12 protein-coding genes are annotated in these 21,503 nt (G+C 42.5%); 5 read left to right on the forward strand and 7 right to left on the reverse strand.

Annotated elements, in window-relative coordinates:
- Nucleotides 1-20 precede the first annotated feature (20 nt).
- From QUA57_RS03120 to QUA57_RS03130, 3 genes are all read left to right on the forward strand, one after another.
- The gene (locus tag QUA57_RS03120) at nucleotides 21-5,369 is read left to right on the forward strand and encodes a glycosyltransferase (protein WP_333059586.1); all 5,349 of its coding nucleotides are present in this window, start codon (nucleotides 21-23) and stop codon (nucleotides 5,367-5,369) included.
- A 27-nt stretch (nucleotides 5,370-5,396) separates the two neighbouring features.
- Nucleotides 5,397-7,049, forward strand: a complete 1,653-nt coding sequence (locus tag QUA57_RS03125) for a class I SAM-dependent methyltransferase (RefSeq protein WP_333059585.1) — start codon at nucleotides 5,397-5,399, stop codon at nucleotides 7,047-7,049.
- A gap of 81 nt (nucleotides 7,050-7,130) precedes the next feature.
- The gene (locus QUA57_RS03130; RefSeq protein WP_333059584.1) at nucleotides 7,131-8,411 is read left to right on the forward strand and encodes a glycosyltransferase family 4 protein; all 1,281 of its coding nucleotides are present in this window, start codon (nucleotides 7,131-7,133) and stop codon (nucleotides 8,409-8,411) included.
- A gap of 336 nt (nucleotides 8,412-8,747) precedes the next feature.
- On the opposite strand, the gene QUA57_RS03135 is transcribed toward QUA57_RS03130, so the two are convergent.
- Genes QUA57_RS03135 through QUA57_RS03145 form a run of 3 tightly spaced genes read right to left on the reverse strand, consistent with a single transcriptional unit; the run spans nucleotide 8,748 to nucleotide 16,446 of the window.
- Nucleotides 8,748-8,936, reverse strand: a complete 189-nt coding sequence (locus tag QUA57_RS03135; RefSeq protein WP_333059583.1) for a hypothetical protein — start codon at nucleotides 8,934-8,936, stop codon at nucleotides 8,748-8,750.
- Between the two features lie 39 nt (nucleotides 8,937-8,975).
- Nucleotides 8,976-10,520 (reverse strand): response regulator, encoded by a 1,545-nt coding sequence (locus tag QUA57_RS03140; protein WP_333059582.1) that lies wholly within the window; start codon nucleotides 10,518-10,520, stop codon nucleotides 8,976-8,978.
- Nucleotides 10,513-16,446, reverse strand: a complete 5,934-nt coding sequence (locus tag QUA57_RS03145; RefSeq protein WP_333059581.1) for an AAA family ATPase — start codon at nucleotides 16,444-16,446, stop codon at nucleotides 10,513-10,515. Before QUA57_RS03145 ends, QUA57_RS03140 begins: the two co-directional genes overlap by 8 nt.
- A gap of 485 nt (nucleotides 16,447-16,931) precedes the next feature.
- Here QUA57_RS03145 and QUA57_RS03150 point away from each other — a divergent pair, with 485 nt between their 5' ends.
- Nucleotides 16,932-17,567 (forward strand): DUF1802 family protein, encoded by a 636-nt coding sequence (locus tag QUA57_RS03150; protein WP_333059580.1) that lies wholly within the window; start codon nucleotides 16,932-16,934, stop codon nucleotides 17,565-17,567.
- On the opposite strand, the gene QUA57_RS03155 is transcribed toward QUA57_RS03150, so the two are convergent.
- The 3 genes from QUA57_RS03155 to QUA57_RS03165 form a co-directional block, all read right to left on the reverse strand.
- The gene (locus tag QUA57_RS03155; RefSeq protein WP_333059579.1) at nucleotides 17,554-18,204 is read right to left on the reverse strand and encodes an ABC transporter permease; all 651 of its coding nucleotides are present in this window, start codon (nucleotides 18,202-18,204) and stop codon (nucleotides 17,554-17,556) included. The genes QUA57_RS03150 and QUA57_RS03155 overlap by 14 nt on opposite strands.
- Before the next feature lie 153 nt (nucleotides 18,205-18,357).
- Nucleotides 18,358-19,113, reverse strand: coding sequence for an ATP-binding cassette domain-containing protein (locus QUA57_RS03160; RefSeq protein WP_333059577.1), 756 nt, complete (start codon nucleotides 19,111-19,113; stop codon nucleotides 18,358-18,360).
- 74 nt (nucleotides 19,114-19,187) lie between these two features.
- Complete coding sequence (locus tag QUA57_RS03165) at nucleotides 19,188-19,745, reverse strand: NUDIX hydrolase (protein WP_333059576.1); 558 nt, start codon at nucleotides 19,743-19,745, stop codon at nucleotides 19,188-19,190.
- A gap of 255 nt (nucleotides 19,746-20,000) precedes the next feature.
- Between QUA57_RS03165 and QUA57_RS03170 the strand changes: the two genes are divergently transcribed.
- Entirely contained in the window at nucleotides 20,001-20,273 is a 273-nt protein-coding gene (locus QUA57_RS03170; RefSeq protein ID WP_333059574.1) for a hypothetical protein, read from the forward strand.
- Between the two features lie 440 nt (nucleotides 20,274-20,713).
- Here QUA57_RS03170 and QUA57_RS03175 read toward each other — a convergent pair whose 3' ends face one another.
- Complete coding sequence (locus QUA57_RS03175; RefSeq protein WP_333059573.1) at nucleotides 20,714-21,145, reverse strand: hypothetical protein; 432 nt, start codon at nucleotides 21,143-21,145, stop codon at nucleotides 20,714-20,716.
- Between the last annotated feature and the right edge of the window lie 358 nt (nucleotides 21,146-21,503).

Below are 21,503 nucleotides of genomic sequence, written 5' to 3' on the forward strand. Positions count from 1 at the left end.
TAGGGCAAGGGAGAGAAATTGTGAGTACACATGACAGCAAACCGTCGGTTTTTATTGTTACCGGAATGCACCGTTCCGGTACGTCTTTAACAGCTTCTTTGTTTCAGAAAGTCGGGGTTGATATTGGCAAAAAGTTAGTGGGTCCGGCCGACGGAAATGTGAAAGGTCATTTCGAGAATGTTGATTTTGTGGAGTTTCACAAAAGTGTTTTGCGATCGCACGGTATTGATGAACTCGGATGTACGTTTGAAAAAACGATTCCGGTAGCAGCAGAATACGTAGAAATCGCCAAAAGGGCGATCGACCAAAATCAACAAACTCACAAACATTGGGGTTGGAAAGACCCGCGAACAGCCCTTTTTTGGGATTTTTGGCTGACGTTACTCCCCGAAGCTAATTTTATCTGTGTTTATCGATCGCCCTGGGAAGTAGTCGATTCCCTTTACCGCCGGGGAACCGATGTCAGCTTGCTGCAAAATCCCGAAAAGGCAGTAAAAATGTGGATTCACTACAATCAAAAAGTTTTAGAACTTTACGAACGTTTCCCCCATCGCTGTCTCCTCGCCAACGTTTACCCCATCGGCAACACTCCTGAACTTTTCCTCGATCGAGTCAACGAAAAATTTAATGTTAACTTAGGTGCGATACCGGGCGACAATTTTGAAGAATCTTTATTAGTCAACGATATTGTCAAAAGTCACAGACCGAGTTTAATAGAAAAATATTTTCCCGAAGCATTAGAACTATATGAACTTTTGGAAACCCAAGCTGGCAATCTGAGCAGCGAATCGAAAGATGCGATCGATCAAGTTATTCATTTCCCAGCATCTCCAGTCTGGCCATTTGAAGATTGGCTAAAAATCCGCTTGCTGGAAAAACAGCAAAAAACGAGTTCTTCCGAACTCAAACAGTGGCAAGAACAATTTCACCAGGCACAGGCGAAAGTGTTGGGATTAGAGACAGAATTAGGAGCAACTCAAGTACAGCTTGCAGGCAAAGAATCAAATTTTCAAGAAGCTTTAGCAAAACTCCTCGGATTAGAAACAGAATTAGGACAAACTCAGGTACAGCTTGCAGGCAAAGAATCGCAATTTCAAGAAGCTTTAACAAAAGTCTTAAAATTAGAAGCAGAATTAGGGCAAACTCAGGTACAGCTTGCAGGCAAAGAATCGCAATTTCAAGAAGCGTTAGCGAAACTCCTCGGATTAGAAACAGAATTAGGACAAACTCAGGTACAGCTTGCAGGCAAAGAATCGCAATTTCAAACAGCTTTAGCGAAAGTATTAGAGTTAGAATCAGAATTAGGGCAAACTCAGGTACAATTTGAAGAGACTGAATTTATATTGCAGCAAAAGTTAGCTGAATTACTTCAGTTAGAAACAGCACAAAGTCAAAATCAGGAAAGATTAAAGGATACTCAGGAAAAATTAGAACACTCCCGCCAGGAAAATGAAAATTTTCGGGCAGAACTCGCTCTAATCAAGTCTTCAATAGGGTGGCAAGTGAGAGAAAAGTTAGGGGAAGTTCAGCGCAAAATCCGCGACTTGTTCCCTAAATTTATTTTTTCGTTAGATCAACCCACAACTTGGCAAGTTTGTGATTCTAACCTGCTAATTGTGGGGTGGGTTTTTAACCAGAAAAGAGAGATTGCAGCAGTCCGCTGCAGAATTAAAGACCAGAGTTTTGCAGGCGTTTACGGCATAGATAGAAGTGATATAGCGCTCGCACACTCTAATATTCCGGATGCGAAGAAATCAGGTTTTACAATTCAATTGGAAGCGCCTGCCGGACGGCACGAAGTGCTACTGGAAGCGCAAGATGATCGAGGTAAATGGCATTTGTTGGCAGCTTATCCGTTGTTAGTTTCAACGATTCAAGCATCGTTAGATGTACCGGTGGTGTGGGAACAGCGTCAGGGCCAAATTTTGTTTGCAGGTTGGTGCTGCCACCACGATCGCAAAATTGCTAAATTAAGCTTGTTGTGCGGCGATACTTCTGTAGAATGCGCCTACGGTTTACGGCGAAAAGATGTCGGCGAAGTGTTTCCCGACTGGGTTAACAGTTCGGAAAGTGGTTTTGAGGCCCTTGTCGATTTGCCGCCAGGGGAATGGCACGTTTCTCTGCAAGCTGAGTTAGAAAGCGGGGAAATTTTGTCTTTTCAAGCGCCTAAAAAATTGACTGTGCGGCGCTACCATATTTGGCAACGAAGTGCTGATAAATTTGAGGAGTTATCAAGGTTTACAGCCGCAATCCAGCAGCGGGCGAGGGAAAGAAAACAGCGTCTGGGCAGGATTGTGCCGATGCCTTGGGAAATTGTGAAAGTGATCCGCCAGTTGGGGAAGATTTATCGGCAGCAAAAACAGTTTACTGCGCCGGGAGATTTGCTGCCGCCTGCGGGTTTTATCGTGCCTAAACCTATTGATAGGTATGACGCATGGCTGGAGGTGAATCAGTGGAACGATCGCGCGCGCGATTACTTGATTTCTCGGTTAAAATCGTGCCGGGAACCCCTGCCTAAAATTTCGGTAGTAATGCCAGTTTACAATCCGCAGATAGATTTTCTCGAAAGTGCGATCGACAGCGTAATCAATCAAGTTTATCCAAACTGGGAACTCTGCATTGCTGATGATTGCAGCACCGATTTCACTGTTGCTGAAAATTTGAAAAGCTGGGTTCAAAAGGACGATCGTATCCGCATCACATTTCGCACAGAAAACGGCAACATCAGCGCAGCAACTAACAGCGCCGCCGCCCTCGCAACAGGCCACATCATCCTGTTTTTAGACAACGACGACGAACTCACTCCCGATGCATTAGGCGAAGTCGCCTTATATTTTGCCTCGCATCCAGCCACCGATTTTCTATATTCCGACGACGACAAAATCGACACTAAAGGTCGCCGATTCGCCCCGCAATTCAAACCGGAATGGTCGCCGGAACTGCTGCTTTCCTATATGTATCTCGGTCATTTATGTGCCGTGAGAAGACACATTTTTGAACAAATAGGCGGTTTACGGATAGGTTTTGAAGGCTCCCAAGATTACGATTTTGCCTTGAGAGCCACCGAAATTTCTCGCCACGTTGCCCACCTGCCGTTAGTGCTGTATCACTGGCGAACCGCACCCGGTTCTACGGCCATATCTGGGGCCGCGAAACCCGCCAGTTTTTCCGCCGGTCAAAAAGCCATTCAAGATGCACTCAATCGCCGCCAAATTAACGGCAATGTCGCTCAGCACGCATGGGCGATCAAAGAAAATCTGGGCATATTTGCCCAGGATTTCCCGGATAACGGCCCATCAGTAACGATAATTATTCCTACTAAAAATCAGCTAAAGTTGCTGAAAGCCTGTCTGGATTCTCTAGAAACTACAACATACAAAAATTATCAAGTTGCCGTTATCGACAACGAAAGCGACGACCCTAAAACTTTGGAATACTTAAAGGAATTAAAGTGCAAAGTTTTGCCTATAAAAAATCCTGGGGGCAAGTTTAGTTTTGCAGCCATTAACAACCGTGCTGCCGAACAAGTTGACAGCGAATATGTGTTGTTTTTGAACAACGATACAGAAGTAATTAACCCGCGCTGGCTGAGTCAAATGGTGGGATACGCTCAAATTCCCGCTGTGGGTGCAGTCGGCGCGCGGCTGTTATATCCAGACGGCAGAATTCAGCACGCGGGCGTAATTCACGGTCTCCATCACGGTTTGGCGGGTCACGCTTTTAAGCTGATGAACAGCGAAAATCGAGGCTATCTTTCTCAAGCGATGGTAACGCGAAATTACTCTGCGGTAACAGCGGCTTGCATGATTACTCCACGTCAATTGTTCTTAGAATTGGGCGGTTTTGATGAGGAGAATTTTGCTGTTGCTTACAATGATGCAGATTACGGATACCGACTGTTAGAACGGGGTTATCGGTGCGTATATTGTCCCGATGCGGAATTGTTGCACAAAGAGGGAACTTCTAGGGGTTTTACCGACAATCCTCAAGAAGTGGCAGCTTTTAGGCGCAAGTATGCGGGTAAAAATGACAGTTTTTACAGTCCTCACTTGTCTTTAGAAGATGAGTATTTCCATATTCAACCTCGCCGGGTTTTTATGAAGGAAGAAGGTTCGGCAACGGATTTTGTAACGGATGTAACGGATGTAACCGAGAAGGAAAAACTAAAATTTAATGATTCTGGTTTGTTGGTAGCAGAAGCGGGGAATCTGATTCATCGTGTTAGGGTTTTGATGTGCAGCAATTCGCTGGATTTTACTGGGGCGCCGCTACATCAGTACGAAATTGCAGTGAAATTAGCGGCTGAGGGTGTGATTAAGCCGATCGTACTTTGCGTAACAGACGGGCCCCTACGTCAAGCTTACGAACAGCAGGGAATTGAAGTAATTGTGCGTGACAATCCTCTCGAACACATCTATCAGCGCGATGCTTATGATGAAGCCATCCGCAGTTTTAGCAAAGAAATTAGAAGTTTAAAAGTAGATGCAATTTATGCCAATACTTTAGAAAACTTTTTTGTAGTTGATGCGGCGCGGCAAATCGGAACTCCTACAGTGTGGAACGTGCACGAAAGCGAACCTTGGCAAACTTATTTTAACAGGTTTGGTTCGGAGATTGCGGCGAGAGCTTTAGAGTGTTTTCGCTTTCCTTACAAAGTTATTTTTGTGGCAGATGCAACGCGGGACAGGTATTTGCCTCTCAACAGCCACCACAATTTTACGGTGATTCACAACGGTTTAGATTTGAGCAAACTGGAAAATTCGGATCACTCTGAATTAGCTAGAAAAACTTTAGGTGTTGCAGCGGAAGATGTGGTAATTTTGCTGCTGGGAACGGTATGCGAACGCAAAGGACAGCAGGATTTAGTTAAAGCACTTTCTCTTTTACCTGACAAATGGCACAATAAGATTAGATGTTTTATTGTGGGCGATCGTCCGAGTATTTACAGCAATAAATTAGCCGATTTGGTGCAGGAATTGCCCAAAGAGTTGCGGCAAAGGGTGACTGTAGTCCCTGAAACTGGGGAGACGGGAAAATACTACAAAGCGGCTGATATTTTTGTTTGCACTTCTCGCGTCGAAAGTTTCCCAAGAGTGATTTTGGAGGCGATGACCTGCGATTTGCCAATTGTTACATCGCCGGTTTTTGGGATTAAAGAACAAGTGCGGCCGGGAATTAATGGTTTGTTTTATACGCCCGATCGCCCGGACGAATTAGTTGCAGCTTTGATTAGTTTATTGGATGATAAATCATTACGGCAGCAGTTAGCTGAAAACGCTAAATATGTGTTAAAGTCATTGAATACTTTTGAAGAAATGACTCAAGCTTACGGTCAAATTTTTCGCGAAGCTTATTTAACTAAAAAGTAACCGTTCAAGATTAAGGCGTGAAAAAGTATGGAGTCAAATTTCGAGTCTATGGAAGATAAATCCTTTGATATATTAACAGCTAAGAATTATTGGGAGAATAATCCAACTGCCGCAATTGCGAAGCAAGGCTACTGGTTGTCTAATCCAATTATTGAAAAAGCTATAAACCATCGGTTGTCAGGTGGTCAGACTAATGATTATTGGCTACAGTGGTTAGTCAAAAATTATTTCAAAAATCGACGGTTCGATCGTCTTTTGTCGATTGGTTGCGGTGTGGGGAATCACGAGATTGCGATGGCTAAATTAGGATTAGTTACTCAAATTGATGCCTTTGACTTTTCTGAAAGTTCTTTAGAAATTGCTAGAAAAGATGCCGCAGCAGCGGGAGTAGAGATTAATTTTTATCAAGATGACTTTAATTTGTTTACGATTGATGATAATAAAAAATACGATCTAGTTTTTTGCTCTGGTTCGCTGCATCACGTCAGAGAACTAGAACGATGTTTATCAATTATTCGGAAATGTTTAAAACCCGAGGGATATTTTATTGTAAATGAATATATAGGAGATTGCTACAATATATACAATCAAAATCAAGTAAATTTGATTAATAGCATTTACAAATGTTTTCACTACACGCTACGATCGGGAACAACTGAAATATTTGCTAGTCCAAGTATTGAGAGAGTATTGGCGAAAGACCCTTCAGAAGCAGTTCGGTCAAAGCTGATACTTCCGTTTTTAGAATTCTACTTTGATGTGGAAGTCTTGAATTCAGCCGGTGGGGGGTTGCTTCACGAACTTTACCCTTTGTTAGATCACTATCAACTTTCAGACGGAGAACCCAAGAGTGAAACGATCATCCAGTTATTGCTTGAGATTGAACAAATCTTAATGGCTGTGTCCGGAGGACTATCAAGCGATTTTTGTTTATGTATTCTGAGACAGAAAAAACCAAAAACAATGGAAATAATACCGCCTAAAATAGACTACGAAGGGGCTTGGGACAGCTACGCGCAAGAATGGAAAGACAATAATCCTGAACTCGCTTACTTGGGCGATGAATGGGTGGGGAAAGGTGCCGGTGCCGCTAACTCGCTAGCAGAATACGAAGCGCTGATAGAACAGCAATTTATTGCACCGTACATCAAAAAAGAACATACGGTTTTAGAAATCGGTATCGGCGGCGGAAAAACTGGTTCCCTGCTGCTGAAATATTGCGATCAACTAATTTGTGCCGACATTTCCAGTCAAATGCTGCAAGCGGCCCGATCGCGCTTGGGAACCGATCGCGTTTCTTACGTCAAGCTCGACGGTTTAACATTAGACGGCATTGCTCCAGATTCAGCCGATGTCTGCTTTTGTTACGATACAATGGTACACGTAGAGCCGGTAGATATATTTAACTACCTGACTCGAATTCCCAAACTGCTGCGGGGCGATCGAATTTGCGTCTTTCACCATGGGAATATTCTCAGCGAATTAGGGTGGCAAAAATTCGCCAGCGAGTGGGACAAAAACCTGCTCGGACGCAGAGACGGCACTGCATTTTCAGTTATGACTGATACAATTATGGAAAAATTTCTCCATCATTTAAACTATGAAATCATTCTGAAAAATACATCTTCTGTACCGCGAGATTGTGTCTGGATCTGCAAAGCGCCAACCCCCAATGAATAAAATCAAAGCTTTTTAGCCGCCTCACAATATTTTCTTCCAACTAACAACAGTCAACAGTCAACAGTCAACAGACAACTGACAATGAAAGCATTATTTCTCCATCCCAACTTCCCCGCCCAATACCGCCACATTATCACGGCTTTAGGCGCAGATCCCAAAAATCAAATTGTTTTCGGCACTAAAAACGAGCGCCCAGAGTGGAACATTCCCGGCGTTCGCAAAGCAGCATTTACCCCCAGCCGGGAACCCCACGCGCAGACTCACCAATACGTCCGCCCTTTAGAAAGTGCCGTCATCTACGGACAAGCCGTATTTAGAATGGCAGAACAACTCAAAGCAGACGGTTTCGTACCCGATATTATCTGCGGACATTCCGGTTGGGGGCCTACATTATTTGTCAAAGAAGCTTTTCCAAATACGCCGCTTTTGTGTTATTTCGAGTGGTTTTATCATGCTATTGGTTCCGACGCAGATTTTGACCCAGCGGAACCTTTAACAGTTGACGATATGGCCAGAATTAGAATCAAAAATGCGCCGATTCTGATCGATTTATATTCTTGCGATTGGGGTTTATCACCAACTTATTGGCAGCGATCGCAATTTCCGCCAGAATTACAACAAAAATTATCCACACTCCACGACGGTGTAGATACCGATTACTTCAAACCAGACCCCGGTGCTAAACTGGTTTTGCCTAACTTAGACTTGTCTGGGGTTGATGAAATTGTCACCTACGTATCGCGGGGAATGGAACCTTACCGGGGTTTTCCCGAATTCATTGAGTCGATCGCCTATGTACAAGAACGCCGCCCCAACTGTCACGTCGTAATCGTTGGTTCCGAAAGAGTTTGTTACGGGCGTTCTTTACCCAACGGCGAGTCTTACAAAGACTATATGCTCAAAAAAGTACCCCTAGATTTGTCGCGAGTTCACTTTGTCGGGCCGCTACCTTACGGACTGTATTTAAAAGTAATTCAAGCATCCGACGTACACGTTTATTTGACCAGACCTTTTGTGTTGTCTTGGTCTATGATTGAATCTCTATCAACCGGATGTTTAGTAATCGGTTCCGACACAGGGCCAGTCAGAGAAGTTATCCGCGACGGAGAAAACGGTTTGCTAGTCGATTACTTCTCACCCAAACAAGTAGCCGATCGCATTGATGAAGTTTTAGACCATCCTACCCGCATGGCAGAAGTTCGCATCAAAGCCCGTCAAACTGCCCTCGAACGCTACAGTTTAGCTAAAATGCTGCCTCAACATTTACAACTGATCGAGCAAGTAGCCAATCGTTCCATGCCGCCTACAGTTGGTATGGAACCCGAACGGGAATTAGCAGCATCTTTTGCAGTGAGAATTTAGCAATAAAGTTGGTCAGCACTAAACCTCTGATCATAAGCTCTCCTGTGCGACTACACCGCACAGGAGACTCCACCCACTAGAGAATAAACATCGGAACATCTGGACGTTTTAGTTGCCAAATTAAATAGTTTGATAGCAGTCCGTTAATCCCTTCTAGGCTAGTCGCAAACTAGCTTCGAGAGCAATAATTTAGGCGTTGCATAATAGCGGGATGATTGGGATTTTTTTGTGGGATGGGCGTCCCGCCCGTCCCGTGTATTTTCGGGCGTTGCATAATGGAAATATGAACTGTCCTAAATGTGAATCTGCCTCCATCAGCAATAGCAATGGAGCATCTCATATTTGTAAAAATACTTCTTCTCCTTCCTTCGTTTCTTCCTTCCTTCTGCCTCCTGCCTCAAAACTCCAATTTCTAGCTTGGCTGCAAAAGTGAGATGCTACCGAAGGCTTCTCTCCGTTTCTTACTTCATTACCTAAAGTATGGGAATATCCCCCTGCCCGATCGATTTTGATATAGTTGTGCAACCCTTAAAATTTCTTGAACTCCCCTTCAGTTAAAATCAACTAAGAAATACCCAAAGCTCTTTCAGACATCGTAATTAAATTATTAGCAAAAATTTTCTGGTGAATAGGAATATCAATAATAAAGATTGCCCCCTGATTAGGAGCTGAAATACAATTGAGCTGGCCGCCGTGTTTATCCACTACAATCTGATGGGAAATTGACAGCCCAATACCAGTACCCTTCCCGATAGGCTTAGTAGTAAAAAATGGCTCAAATAGGTGTTGGCTAATTTCTTCGGTCATCCCAGGGCCGTTATCCTTAATATGAATTAACACCCGATTAGATTCCGTGACCTCAGTGCGAATGAAAATCTTAGGAGGATTAGCTTTCATTTCACTTAACGATCGCGTCGTATTATAATCATCTATGGCATCAATAGCATTAGCAACAAGATTCATAAACACCTGGTTAAGCTGACCCGCATAACACTCTACCAGAGGCAGATTGCCGAATTCTTTGACCACCTCAATTGCAGGTCGATCGCCCCTTCCTTTAACGCGGTTATGCAAAATTAACAGAGTGCTATCAATACCCTGGTGAATATCCACTGGTTTCATCTCAGATTCATCCAATCGCGAGAAGATTCGCAGCGACTGAACAATTTCGCGAATCCGGTCTACACCTACCTTCATTGAAGTTAGCAATTTAGGTAAGTCTTCAACCAAAAAATCTAGTTCTATTTCGTCTATTTTATCTTCAATTATTTGCTTAGTCGCCGGGAATTCTTGGTGATAAAGATTGACTAGCTCAATCAAATTTTTGGTATAATCATGGGCATAAGAAAGATTCCCAAAAATAAAATTAACGGGATTATTGATTTCATGGGCTACACCTGCAACAAGCTGACCGAGAGAAGACATTTTTTCGCTCTGCACAAGTTTAGTTTGGGTCAATTGCAATTCACGAAAAGCTTTTTCTAAACATTGAGCTTGGGTTCGCAATTGAGCTTCCGATTCTTGCAATCCCGCCTCTGCTTGCAGACGCTCTTGAATCTCCTGTTTGAGCAATTGATTGGATAGAAAAAGTTCAGCCGTCCTTTCGTCAACTCGCCTTTCCAACTCCGATGCTAGCTTCAAGAGCGAAGATTCCGCTTTGACACGCTGTTCGATTTCTGCTTCCAAGCACACATTTTTCTCTAGGAGCTTTTTCGACAGGTTGCGGAGCTTCATGTGGACATTAACACGAGCTAAAACCTCTTCATGCTGAAGAGGCTTAGTGATATAATCCACTGCACCCAGACTCAAACCTTTAACCTTATCCACCGTATCAGCAAGAGCCGTCATAAAAATCACGGGAATGTCTCTCGTTAAATCATTCGCTTTCAAACGACGACAAGTTTCAAACCCATCTATTCCCGGCATAAGCACATCCAACAGGATCAGGTCGGGCGCAGCATATGCGACCTTCTGGAGAGCACTTTGACCATCCCTAGCTACCAATACTTTAAAGCCAAAATCAGCCAAAAAATCGAACAGGACACCTAAATTAGTCGGGGTGTCATCTACGATTAAAATGGTGCTTGGTTCGGCAAGTTCACTACTCATTGGCTGTCGTCCTATATTGTTTAATAAACTCTAGGATTTGTTGTTCTTCAAATCCTTTCGCTAACTGGCGCAGATGGGTAGCAAAGGGAACCCATTGCTCATTGAGTTGTTCGAGTTTTGCAGCTCGCTCCGCAATCCCTCGGAGATCGCCCATCATCGCTAGATCGAATAGAACGGCGATTTCCTCATCGGGGGGAGCTACAATTTCAGAACTTAGAGATTTTTTTTCTCCTTCTGCTTTCCTAATCTCTTCTTGGTTTTCTTCATAAATCCATTCTAACCCTAAATGAGTACGTAATTTTTCTAAAAGCTCCTCGATTCGTATGGGTTTGGGAATAAAATCATTGCAACCTACCTCGACACTTTGTTGTCGATCGAAATCAAAAACGCTGGCAGAAGTAGCAATCACCACTAACTTAGTCTGACCTAGTGATTTGCGAATCCGGCGCGTTGCTTCTAAGCCACTCATTACTGGCATCATCAAGTCCATTAAAATACAGTCGGGTTTAAACTCTGCCACCTTGTTTAAACAGTCCTGACCCTCCGTTGCTTCCACAATTTCAAATCCTAACGGCTGAAGCATTCCTGCCATGATCGAGCGATTCTGCCACTTGTCGTCAGCTATGAGAATTTTTCGTTTTCCGCCTTTGAAACCAACGATTGTGTGGGCATTGGCTTTGGCTGCATTAGTCGCCCATTCCGATACCTCTGGCAAATCTAAATCGAAGAAGAAAATGCTCCCTTGTCCTAATGTACTCTTCACCTTTATTTCACCGCCCATCATCTGGACTAATTGGCGGCTAATTGCCAGTCCCAACCCGGTTCCTTCAACCTTGCGGTTGGCATCCCCTACTTGGTGAAAAGGCAAAAATATATCTTGCAATTGCTCTGGTGCCATACCAACTCCGGTATCTTCCACTTGAAACCGGATTTTGCCATCCTGATATCCTACTTTGAATGCCACCCCACCTTTTTCGGTAAACTTAATCGCATTGCCGAGTAAGTTGATTAAAACTTGCCGCAACCTTTTTTCATCACCTTGGACGGCAACAGGTAGTTCGGTAATTGCCTCGTAAATCAGGGAGATTCCCTTTTGTTCTGCCCGAATCTTGCAAATTTCAGCCAGGCCTTCCAAAAATTCTGATAAATGGAAATTACTCAGGTGGATTTCCATTTTTCGGGCTTCGATTTTAGAGAGGTCTAAAATATCGTTAATCAGGGTTAAGAGGTGATCGCCGCACTGACTAATGACGTTCAAACCATCTTTTTGCTGGTCAGCCAAGTTTTTTTGTCGTTTGAGGATTTGCGTGTAACCCAAAATGCCATTAAGTGGGGTTCGGAGCTCGTGGCTCATATTAGCAAGAAACTCACTCTTGGCAGAGTTGGCGGCTTTCGCTGATTTTTCTGCTTTTTGTAAATGGATATTTTTTTCTTGTAACTGTTGCGTTCTTTCTGCCACCTTCGCTTCTAAAGTAGCGTTGGCTGCTTCTAAATCGTTATAAAGACGGGCATTTTCAATCGAGATAGCTGCTTGAGAAGATAAAAGCTGTAAAACTTCTAAACGCTCGGGAGTAAAAGCACCAGTTGTGAGATTATTTTCTAAATACAGAATCCCAGTAAGTTTTCCTTGATGAACGATTGGAGTACATAATACTGACTTTGGTTTTTGGTTTACGATATAAGTATCCGCTGTGAAGGTTCCCTCACAACTCGCATCGCTTAATACAACATTTTCCTGAGTTCGGGCAACATAGTTAATCAAAGATATGGGTAGTTGCTGACTATTTTCCACTGGTATTGTTTGCAGCACTTCTACATCGCTATCTACGGTTCCATAGGCTTCTATTAGTAAACTTCCCGCTTTGTCTAAAATAAAAATGCCACTTTGAGCGCCCGCATTCTCGATCGCAATTTTCATCAATTTTGCCAACAGCTTACTCAGTACAATTTCACCAGAAAGAGCTTGGGATGCTTTGATCACAGTAGCTAAATCTAGAGATCCTGCACTTCCTCCACTCGTCGAGCTAGTGAGCATCGTGACCGGGCTACCTTGACTTTCGGGCTTGGCTATCCGGGAAAATATTTGAGGATATCTGGCTTCCAAATCTTTGACTATAGCTTTAGCTCCCCAGCGAATATATCCGTAGCGAGCATCGGTTAAATAAATCCGAGCAATTTTATCTTTAGAACGGGAAAAATAAAAGTCTCCTGCTAATTCGTTGGCTAATGCTTCTTCTTGGATATATCCCTGTTCTTTGGCTCCGGCTATGGCGCGATCGTAATAATCACCCGCTTCTAAAGGTTGTCCCAAAATCCGCGCTTTTTCTGCTTCTACTAACTCATACTTGTGCTGAAAATTGCACGGCGCATGGAACGCCCAAATCTTCATTCTTTCTTGGTTAGCTGCTACTACACTTAGATATTTTTCTTTCTCTTTTGGCGAGGCTTTTGGATACAATGCTAGGAGGGAAAGAGAATGGTAAAAGTTGTCGATACTCATGTGCATTAATCCTGCACCCATGCTGGCGTATTTTAATGCTAAATGAGCAATTATCACTGTTTGATTAAACTCTTTAAATAAATAAAATAGCATCATTTTGCCGGCATAATAGGCATAGAGCAAAGTCCCATTGTTAGAAGCTATAATTCCTGGCAGTAGTTCTTCTTCATTAAAACTTGCACCTAGTAAATGGTATTTGTCTGAGGTTTTGTCCAGTAAATTGTCAACTATTTGCTGGTGAACTTTCACAAATAAAGTATCATATTCTTGTTTGAGCTGAATAGTCATAGCAACATATTTTGCCTGTTCTTGCTCAACTTTTTGTAGTTCTCCCCCGCTAAGAAATAAGTGATTGCAATAATTTGCTATACTGTGACAAGCATATTCTATATCTCCCGTTTCTATACCACTTTGAATTGCATCAATCAAGGATTCTAGCGTTGCATTAAGCGGATCTTTCCAAAACCTAGCCAGACAATTAAATATACAAATAATTTTTGACTTAAGGGTAATAGCGTTAAATTTGTCTAGTAAAAAAATCGCTAATTTACCAAATCGATATCCAGAATCTATGTCTCCTAATCCTCCACAGAGTAACACTCCATACCAAACATAAGCAAAAGCCGATTCAGGCGAATTCCCATACTTAATAGACAAGGCTATTTTTGTATAAAGAATTTGCGGAAACATCGCAGGATTTACAATAAAAGCTGGTGTTATAATAAGATTTAATATTCGCATAGCTGCGAGTTGATCTGGAGCTGTCATTGTCGGCAAGTTAGCTAAATCATCAACTATCAGTTCTTGAGGTGCTTCTTGCTCTAGGCTAATCCCGAACATTTCCAGAACGGCGAGTCCATTATCTATAGCTGATATTCTCCGATTTTGAGACATCTCTAATTGAATTCTAAGTTCGTAGACCTTGCCTTTTTCCAGAAGGGTTTTCGCTTGTGTCAGGCTCGTCTCACAAAGCTGTTGAGATCGCTCATAATTAGTGTTTATATATTCAGTTTCTGCTGCTTCCAGATGCAGGTTAAACGTCAGCTCATATTGACTCTCCCAGCTATTCTCCGCGAGTAATCCTAAACCCACATTCAAATATTTGACAGCCGACTCATAAGCTGTGGCAGCTTTGGCTTTCTGTCCGGCGATCAGATTCAGTTCTGCCAACTCATATCTTTCCCACTCTAAAGTGATTAAATCCGTTCCATAATTTAGTTGGTTAACCAGTCCAAAAATATTTTCTTTTCGTTCTTCAGGGGTTGTGGAATTCAGCAGTAGTTGACCAATTTTTCGGTGAGTTTCTTTTTTCTGATCGTCGGGTATCAGAGAATAAGACGCCTGTTGCACTCGGTCATGCAAAAACTTGTAGGTGACATTAAACTGCTCCGTTGAGTTTTCTGTAGATATTTCCGATTCAAATAGCAGGGGGATTTTGTAGGAATTATTTAGTGGTAGAACGAAACCAGCTTGTAGCGCTTCCCATAAATCCCTTGCCGTCTCTGACTGAGATTTTTTATTAGCAATTGCCAAAACGTCTAAACTAAATTTATCTCCTATACAGGCAGCTAATTTTAAGACATTCTGCGTCGGGGAGGATAGCTTTTGAATTTGGCTGACCATCAATTCGACGACATTATCGCTGATATCAATGCCTTGAAGCAGTTGGATATCCCATTGCCAACAAACTAGATCGAAATCAAAGGATAGAAGTTTGTCTAGATAAAGGGATTTGAGCAGTTGAGTTAAGAAGAAGGGATTTCCCTGGGTTTTCTTAAAAACTAACTCAGCCAGGGATAAAACTTCGGAAATGTGACTGCGAAGAGTTTCGCTCACTAATTGGTTAACATGAGAGAGTTCTAAAGATTGGAGGATAATATTATTTACTCTTGCCCTGGTATTTTGAATTTGCTCTAACGTATAAATTAAGGGATGAGTGGCACTGACTTCATTATCTCGATAAGCCCCAATTAATAGCAGATATTTACTATCTGGAGCGGTCATAATTAGCTGGATAAGCTTGAGGGAAGCCGAATCTGCCCACTGCAAGTCATCCAAAAATATGACTAGGGGGTGTTCGGGTTTACTAAACACCTGTATAAATTTTTGAAACACTCGATTAAATCGGTTTTGAGATTCAGTGGGTCCCAAAGTCGGAACCGCAGGCTGTGGATCAATAATCTTTTCTACTTCGGGAATAACCTCAATAATAATTGACCCATTGGCACCAAGTGCTTCGAGAATTTTAGCTTTCCAAATTGCTATTTGAGCAGAATTTTCAGTGAGCAGTTGCCGCATCAATCCTTGAAATGCTTGAATTAAAGCAGCATAAGGAATATTCCGCTTAAATTGGTCAAATTTACCCGAAATAAAATACCCTCGTGCTCCGACTATAGGTTTATCAACTTCGTTAACTAAGGAAGATTTGCCAATACCTGAATAACCGGAAACTAGCATCATTTCCGTTGTCCCACCACTGACGCGAGCGAAGGCTTCTAGCAAACTAGCAACTTCTCTTTCCCGTCCATAGAGTTTTTGCGGAATCATAAATTGGCTGTAGGAATCTAGTTGACCTATCATAAAGGGGAAAATCTCTCCAGCAGAAAGCATCTGCTGGCAGGTTTCCAAGTCAATTTTTATTCCGAAAGCACTTTGATATCTATCTTCAGCAGTTTTAGATAATAATTTCATTACAATTTCAGAAACTGCATCCGGGATTTCTGGATTCAGCTTTTTAGGTGGTATGGGTGCTTTAGCTATATGGCAATGAACGAGTTCTAGGGGGTCTTTTGCGGAAAAAGGTAGCTTACCCGTCAGCATTTCATAAAATGTAATACCAAGGGAGTAAAAGTCGGTACGGTAGTCCACTGACCGGTTCATTCTGCCGGTTTGTTCCGGCGACATATAAGCAAGAGTTCCTTCTAATAAGTTTGGATTTGTGACAGTTTGATTTTCTCGCTCTAAAAGAGAAGCAATGCTAAAATCAATAATTTTTACTTCTTTTGTCTCTGAATTAATTAGGATATTTGAGGGTTTAATGTCTTTATGAATTACATTCCTGTGATGAATTTCTCCCAACGTTTTTGTCAACTGAATTCCGATTTTTAGAAAGGTGTTTATCGCCAAGGGTTGATTGTTAAGAAAATCTTTCAAAGATTGACCGCTAAAATTTTCTACTATCAGGGCTAAACCGTTATGATAGTTTTCTAAGGCTATGGGTTTGACTATTCCTTGACTGTCTAAATGTCGGAGTATTTTATGTTCGTGTCTTAATCGGGAAATTTCTTCGATTGTCGGATGCTCATCTTTGAATGTTTTGATAATTGCTGAGGTTCTATCACTCTCTTTGATGCCGCGATAAATAATAGTATTGACACTTTCGTAAATAGCTGCGCTTAGGTTGTAACCCAAAATAGTAATGCTCATGTGCGTAATTTCACTAATAACAAGTTGAAGAGCAGGCGGTATTTCAGTAGGTCTACTGATATTTATGACCGAACAGAATTAATAAAGAATTTTCAATGCACTATCAATAAGTATAATCAAAACTTTTTGAATAATATTTAAATTTTAACAAATCTCAATATGGTTGTTTGCTAGCTAATATGCGAGAATATTAAAATTTTATTAAATGTTTAAGTAAAGTCCTGAAAAAATTAACGACAAAATTGCTGAATATACCGATGTGATAGTACAGGATAGCTGGGACACAGAAGAGACGATTATTTTATCGGCTAGAGTAATAAAGAAAACAGCAGTTGGCTCACGATGTAGTCCAACCAATTATTGTCTTTATCAAAATAAGGTAGTCCAACATAGTCACGACTACCTTATTTTAACAGGAAAAAATGGCTGTACTTGCTTGAAACTACCGATTTTTGTTATTATTGTTAAAACTCAACTAAATTCCTATGAAATCAACTACTAGGGCGCTGAAAGAATGGAATGTAGCAGTTAATGCTTTGGAACAAGGTCAAACGATTGTGCTGTTGCGGAAGGGAGGAATTCGCGAGCAAGCAGGACAGTTCAATGTCACTGACAAACAGGTTTTGCTGTATCCAACTTTTGAACACCAACAGCCGGATTTATTAAAGCCGGAGTTTGCACATCAAGTCAAGACTGTCGAATCTGGTTGGCATCCAGAAGTTATTAGAATTGGCAGTTGGGCTGAGATTACTGATGTTTTTTTGGTAGCTTGGGAACCGGCAATTACTGCGCTATTTCCGTACCATATTTGGAATGAACATTTTGTCAGCGATCGCCTGAAATGGAAACAAACTCAGCCAATTTATATTTTATTGCTGCGGGCTTATCGCCTTGCAGAAAGCCGCGAAATTCCCTACATTCCTGAATACGGCGGTTGTCGTTCTTGGATCGATTTGGCAGAGGCTATTTCGCTGGAGGGAAGCCAAGCTGTTTTGAGCGATCGCGAGTACATTGAACGCTCAAATGAAATCCGCAATCTGATAGCAAATCCTGCGAATGCTTCTGGTTCGCAGAGAGTGACAACGCTGACGGAAGGTAGCCAGGATTTTAGTCGTCATTAATAGTTTTTAAGGTACTTTTAGAGAGGCGCGCTTCTACCAAACCCAGCCCAAAATCCGCAGCTAATGCCATTAAAGCGGCCGGAATTGCCCCAGCCAAAAGTAACTGATTGTTGACGGTAGCAACGCCGCGAAAAATAAACACCCCCAAGCCACCCGCGCCAATTGCAGCGGCGATTGTAGCAAGTCCGATCGCAATTACTGCGGCAACTCGCACGCCCGCCAGAATCACGCCCAGTGCCAGGGGAATTTCCACTTGCCATAACAGTTGCATATCCGTCATCCCCATGCCTCTTCCGGCTTCCGTAATCGCTGGATCGACGCCGACAATACCAGTATAAGTATTGCGGATAATTGGCAGTAAAGAATACAGAGTGAGGGCGATAATTGCCGTGTGATCGCCTATTCCACCCACTACTGGCACCGGGATTAGCAAGCCAAACAAAGCTAAACTGGGAATTGTTTGCATAATATTAGCAAATCCCAAAATTGGCTTTTTCAATTTTGGTTTTCTGGTGACTAAAATTCCTAGGGGAATCCCTACAATAATAGCGATAAAAATTGCCACAGTTACTAAATATAAGTGTTCACTGGCGCGCTTAATTATCTCAGCGCCATACCGATTGATAAATTGCATCATGTGGAAATTAGTAATTAGGAATTCAGAATTGTAAATTTTACTATAATAGAATATCTCGTAGGAGTCGGTTCACCAATATCTTTAATTTCCCGCCATCAGCTTCAAAAACCGATCGATAGCCATAAACGAATGATGCGATCGCACATCATATTATTACCCAGTCCCGGGTAATTGCAAACATTCAAGAAATGCCCGAGCTTCTGGATGGTGAGATTTCAGAAAATCATCGGGGTATGCCAATTCAATCAACCGCCCATCTTGCATCAAACCTATTCTAGAAGCTAACAAAAAAGCTTCTTGAATGCCGTGAGTCACAAAAATCACAGTTTTACCCAGTTGCTGCTGCAATTGACCGAATTCCCGCTGCAATTCCAGACGAGTAATCGGGTCTAAAGCACCAAACGGTTCGTCCATTAACAATATTGGAGGGTCAGCCGCCAGTGCTCTAGCGACGCCTACCCGCTGCCGCTGTCCGCCGGATAACTGATGGGGATAGCGTTTGGCGAAGTGCTGGGGGTCGAGGTTGACTAATTCTAACAGTTGCCGGACGCGAGATTTAATACGATCGCCCTCCCAACCTTCTAATTTTGGCACTAAACCGACGTTTTGCTCGACGGTAAAATGGGGAAACAAACCAATTTCTTGAATCACATAGCCAATTTTTCGGCGTAGTTGAATTGGGTTCCACTGAGTTGTCGGTTTTCCCATGACAAGAACTTCGCCGCTGCTTGGCGTTAGTAAATTGTTAATCAATTTCATGGTAGTAGTTTTGCCGCTCCCGCTGCGTCCCAGCAATACTAAAACTTCTCCTTGCAGCACTTTGAAATTGAGTTTGTCTACTAAATGCCTGCGGTTGAGGCGATATGTCACGTCGAGGCATTCGACAGCAACTTCATTATTGAGAGGCATGATTAGTCTGGGTGATTTGGGTTTTCAGCAACTTAAAAGTGGCGAGGATCGGAAAAAATTTCCTCATCTCAAATCTAAACTCTCAAATTCACTTGATTTTGCCATTCTAGCAGTAAGGCTCGACATTGGAGGCAAGTTAATTTTTTGAGTAAGTCGCGAATTCCGTCTGGGGTGACAGGATATTCAGCACCGATCAGTTCGGGGTTTACTGTTGCTGTAGGGTGTAATTCTGCAACAAAACCGTAGAGTTTTTGATTGGAGAAGGAACTGTTTATTTCCCAGCCGACGGTGTTAATCGGTTCGATGCGGGCGATCACGCTTTCTGTTACGCCTAGCTCTTTTTTGAGTATCGCTGAAACTTCCGCTGCTGGTGTGGCTTCCGCTTCTACGCGACCGCCGGGAAAATCCAGGGTTGCTTCTGCCACGCCGGGGCGATACATCGGTGGGGGAAACAGCAATTTGTCAGCTTGAATGGTCAAGATTACAACTGAATCTGCTCTTTCTACTCGCCAATATTCTACTGTTTTTCCTTCTGTTGTTTCGAGATGTTCCGCGATTAGTTTTACCCAACGAGAGTTGATTTCTACAAAGCGGTCTAGAGTTTTCCACTGGGATTTTGCAGTTTGGTTCATGTCGGAATTTTTTAAATAAATCAGATGTTGCTTGCTATGGTAGGCGATCGTTGCCGAGCGCAACAATAGCCGATCGACCTTTTCAGCTTTGAACCAGTTTTTTCCTCTCGATTGTAAATTTTTGCTACAACCTTACACATTCGCCTAGATAATTCGGTAACATAGACTACAGAATCAGAAAAGTTTATCTGCGCCTTCGCTCTGCGTTGTTTCAACCGCGCCCTGGTGCAGACTCTTAGCTAAAAAGGAGTAGTTATGCAACTGCAAACAGATATTCGTACTTGGCAATCCCAAGCAACGCCAGGAAACTTCGCCAGTGCCCGCGACTGGGAAAAATTTGGCTGCGCCGTACCTGCACCAAAATTGGCTCCTTCTATGTGGGTTAAATTGTTCAATCCGCCAACAGCATTCAGCTTTGACGAAGCGTGGCTGTTGTGTGAATGTTCTGATGACAAGTGGCTAGCTTGGATTCCTGATTATGGCGAAATTTTACTGAGTACACATGAATTTTGCGCTACTAAATCCTGAATTACGCAGACAAACTTTCATAAACCAGGTGTTAAAATTTATATCCCTCGGGTTCCACGGGATTTTTTGGAAAAAAGCTGGTTTCTGCGTAATTATGTCGTTTGCAGTGAGGAATGCAAGTCCTCAGACTTTGATAAGGACTTGCATTCCTCACTACAAACCTCTTATATGATCTCGTTCCAGCCGAGTTCATATAAGTCCTAATAGATATTAATTTAAATTTTGCCAACAAAAAGAGCAATAGGTTTTCTATTGCTCTTTTTGTTCAAAAACACTCTCTAGTTTTTATCTGTAGATAGCGGAACTTATATCAAGTGGTCTCGATTGACCCCAATATCGCTGCGGTGACGGGTTTACTGTATCGATGCTTGCATGGGAGATATTGGTGAACCCGCCCTTACAGCAATTACGGTCAATTTAGCCGTCATGATATTGCTGGTTTATTTGCAAACTGCACGGTTATTTACGTTTCTAACAATCGTGCCTACTCTGCCATTAATCCGAACCGGGTTCTTAGTGCTGGCTCGAATCAAGAGAGGCTGTTTGGCGAGACATTCTCTGATTGATGTTGCCCAGGCGGTGAGAGCTCCGGTGTATTCTGTACGACCCGCTGGGGCGCGAAACTGATCGGTAATTAGGAAATCCGAGGTGATGCTAGTGTCAGTACCAACATTGGTAACAATTGGAAAGTCAAAGGCTCTGGGCAATGTTCTGTCCTGGATTCTGCCCGGTAGCAACTGGTATTTCATTGAGCCACCCTTGTAGTCAAACTCTGCTTGAGGGCTTGTAGGAGGGCTTGTTTGAGCCAACACAGGAACAGGCAGGCTGGCTACCAAAACGGTGCAGCAACTCCAAAATAATTTCGATTTCATCTGATTCATCTCCTCAACTTTATGACGATTAGCACTAATTTAGGTATGCTCAAAAGACACTAGCTTTTATTGAGAAAGCGCCTGATGATATTGAGCTTTTGAGTTCGAGTTCAACTTACCTAATTTATTACCAAACATCTTCAAAAATGTTAAAACTGGTTGGCCTGACAAACTGTAGAAAAGTTTCAGTTGAGTTACATATTTACACATCTGAAGTTGTTACAGCATTGGGGAGTCGGTTTTACCAGAATGATTCATTTTTGAGCGATGTCATTGGAACTTTATCAAATTTTGTCTCACATATCAAGTTTTGCCGATCGCGTATCACGTTTTAACACTCGTTTGCGGCTCGATCGAG

The sequence above is a fragment of the Microcoleus sp. Pol7_B2 genome, assembly GCF_036701035.1.
Classification (GTDB): domain Bacteria; phylum Cyanobacteriota; class Cyanobacteriia; order Cyanobacteriales; family Microcoleaceae; genus Microcoleus.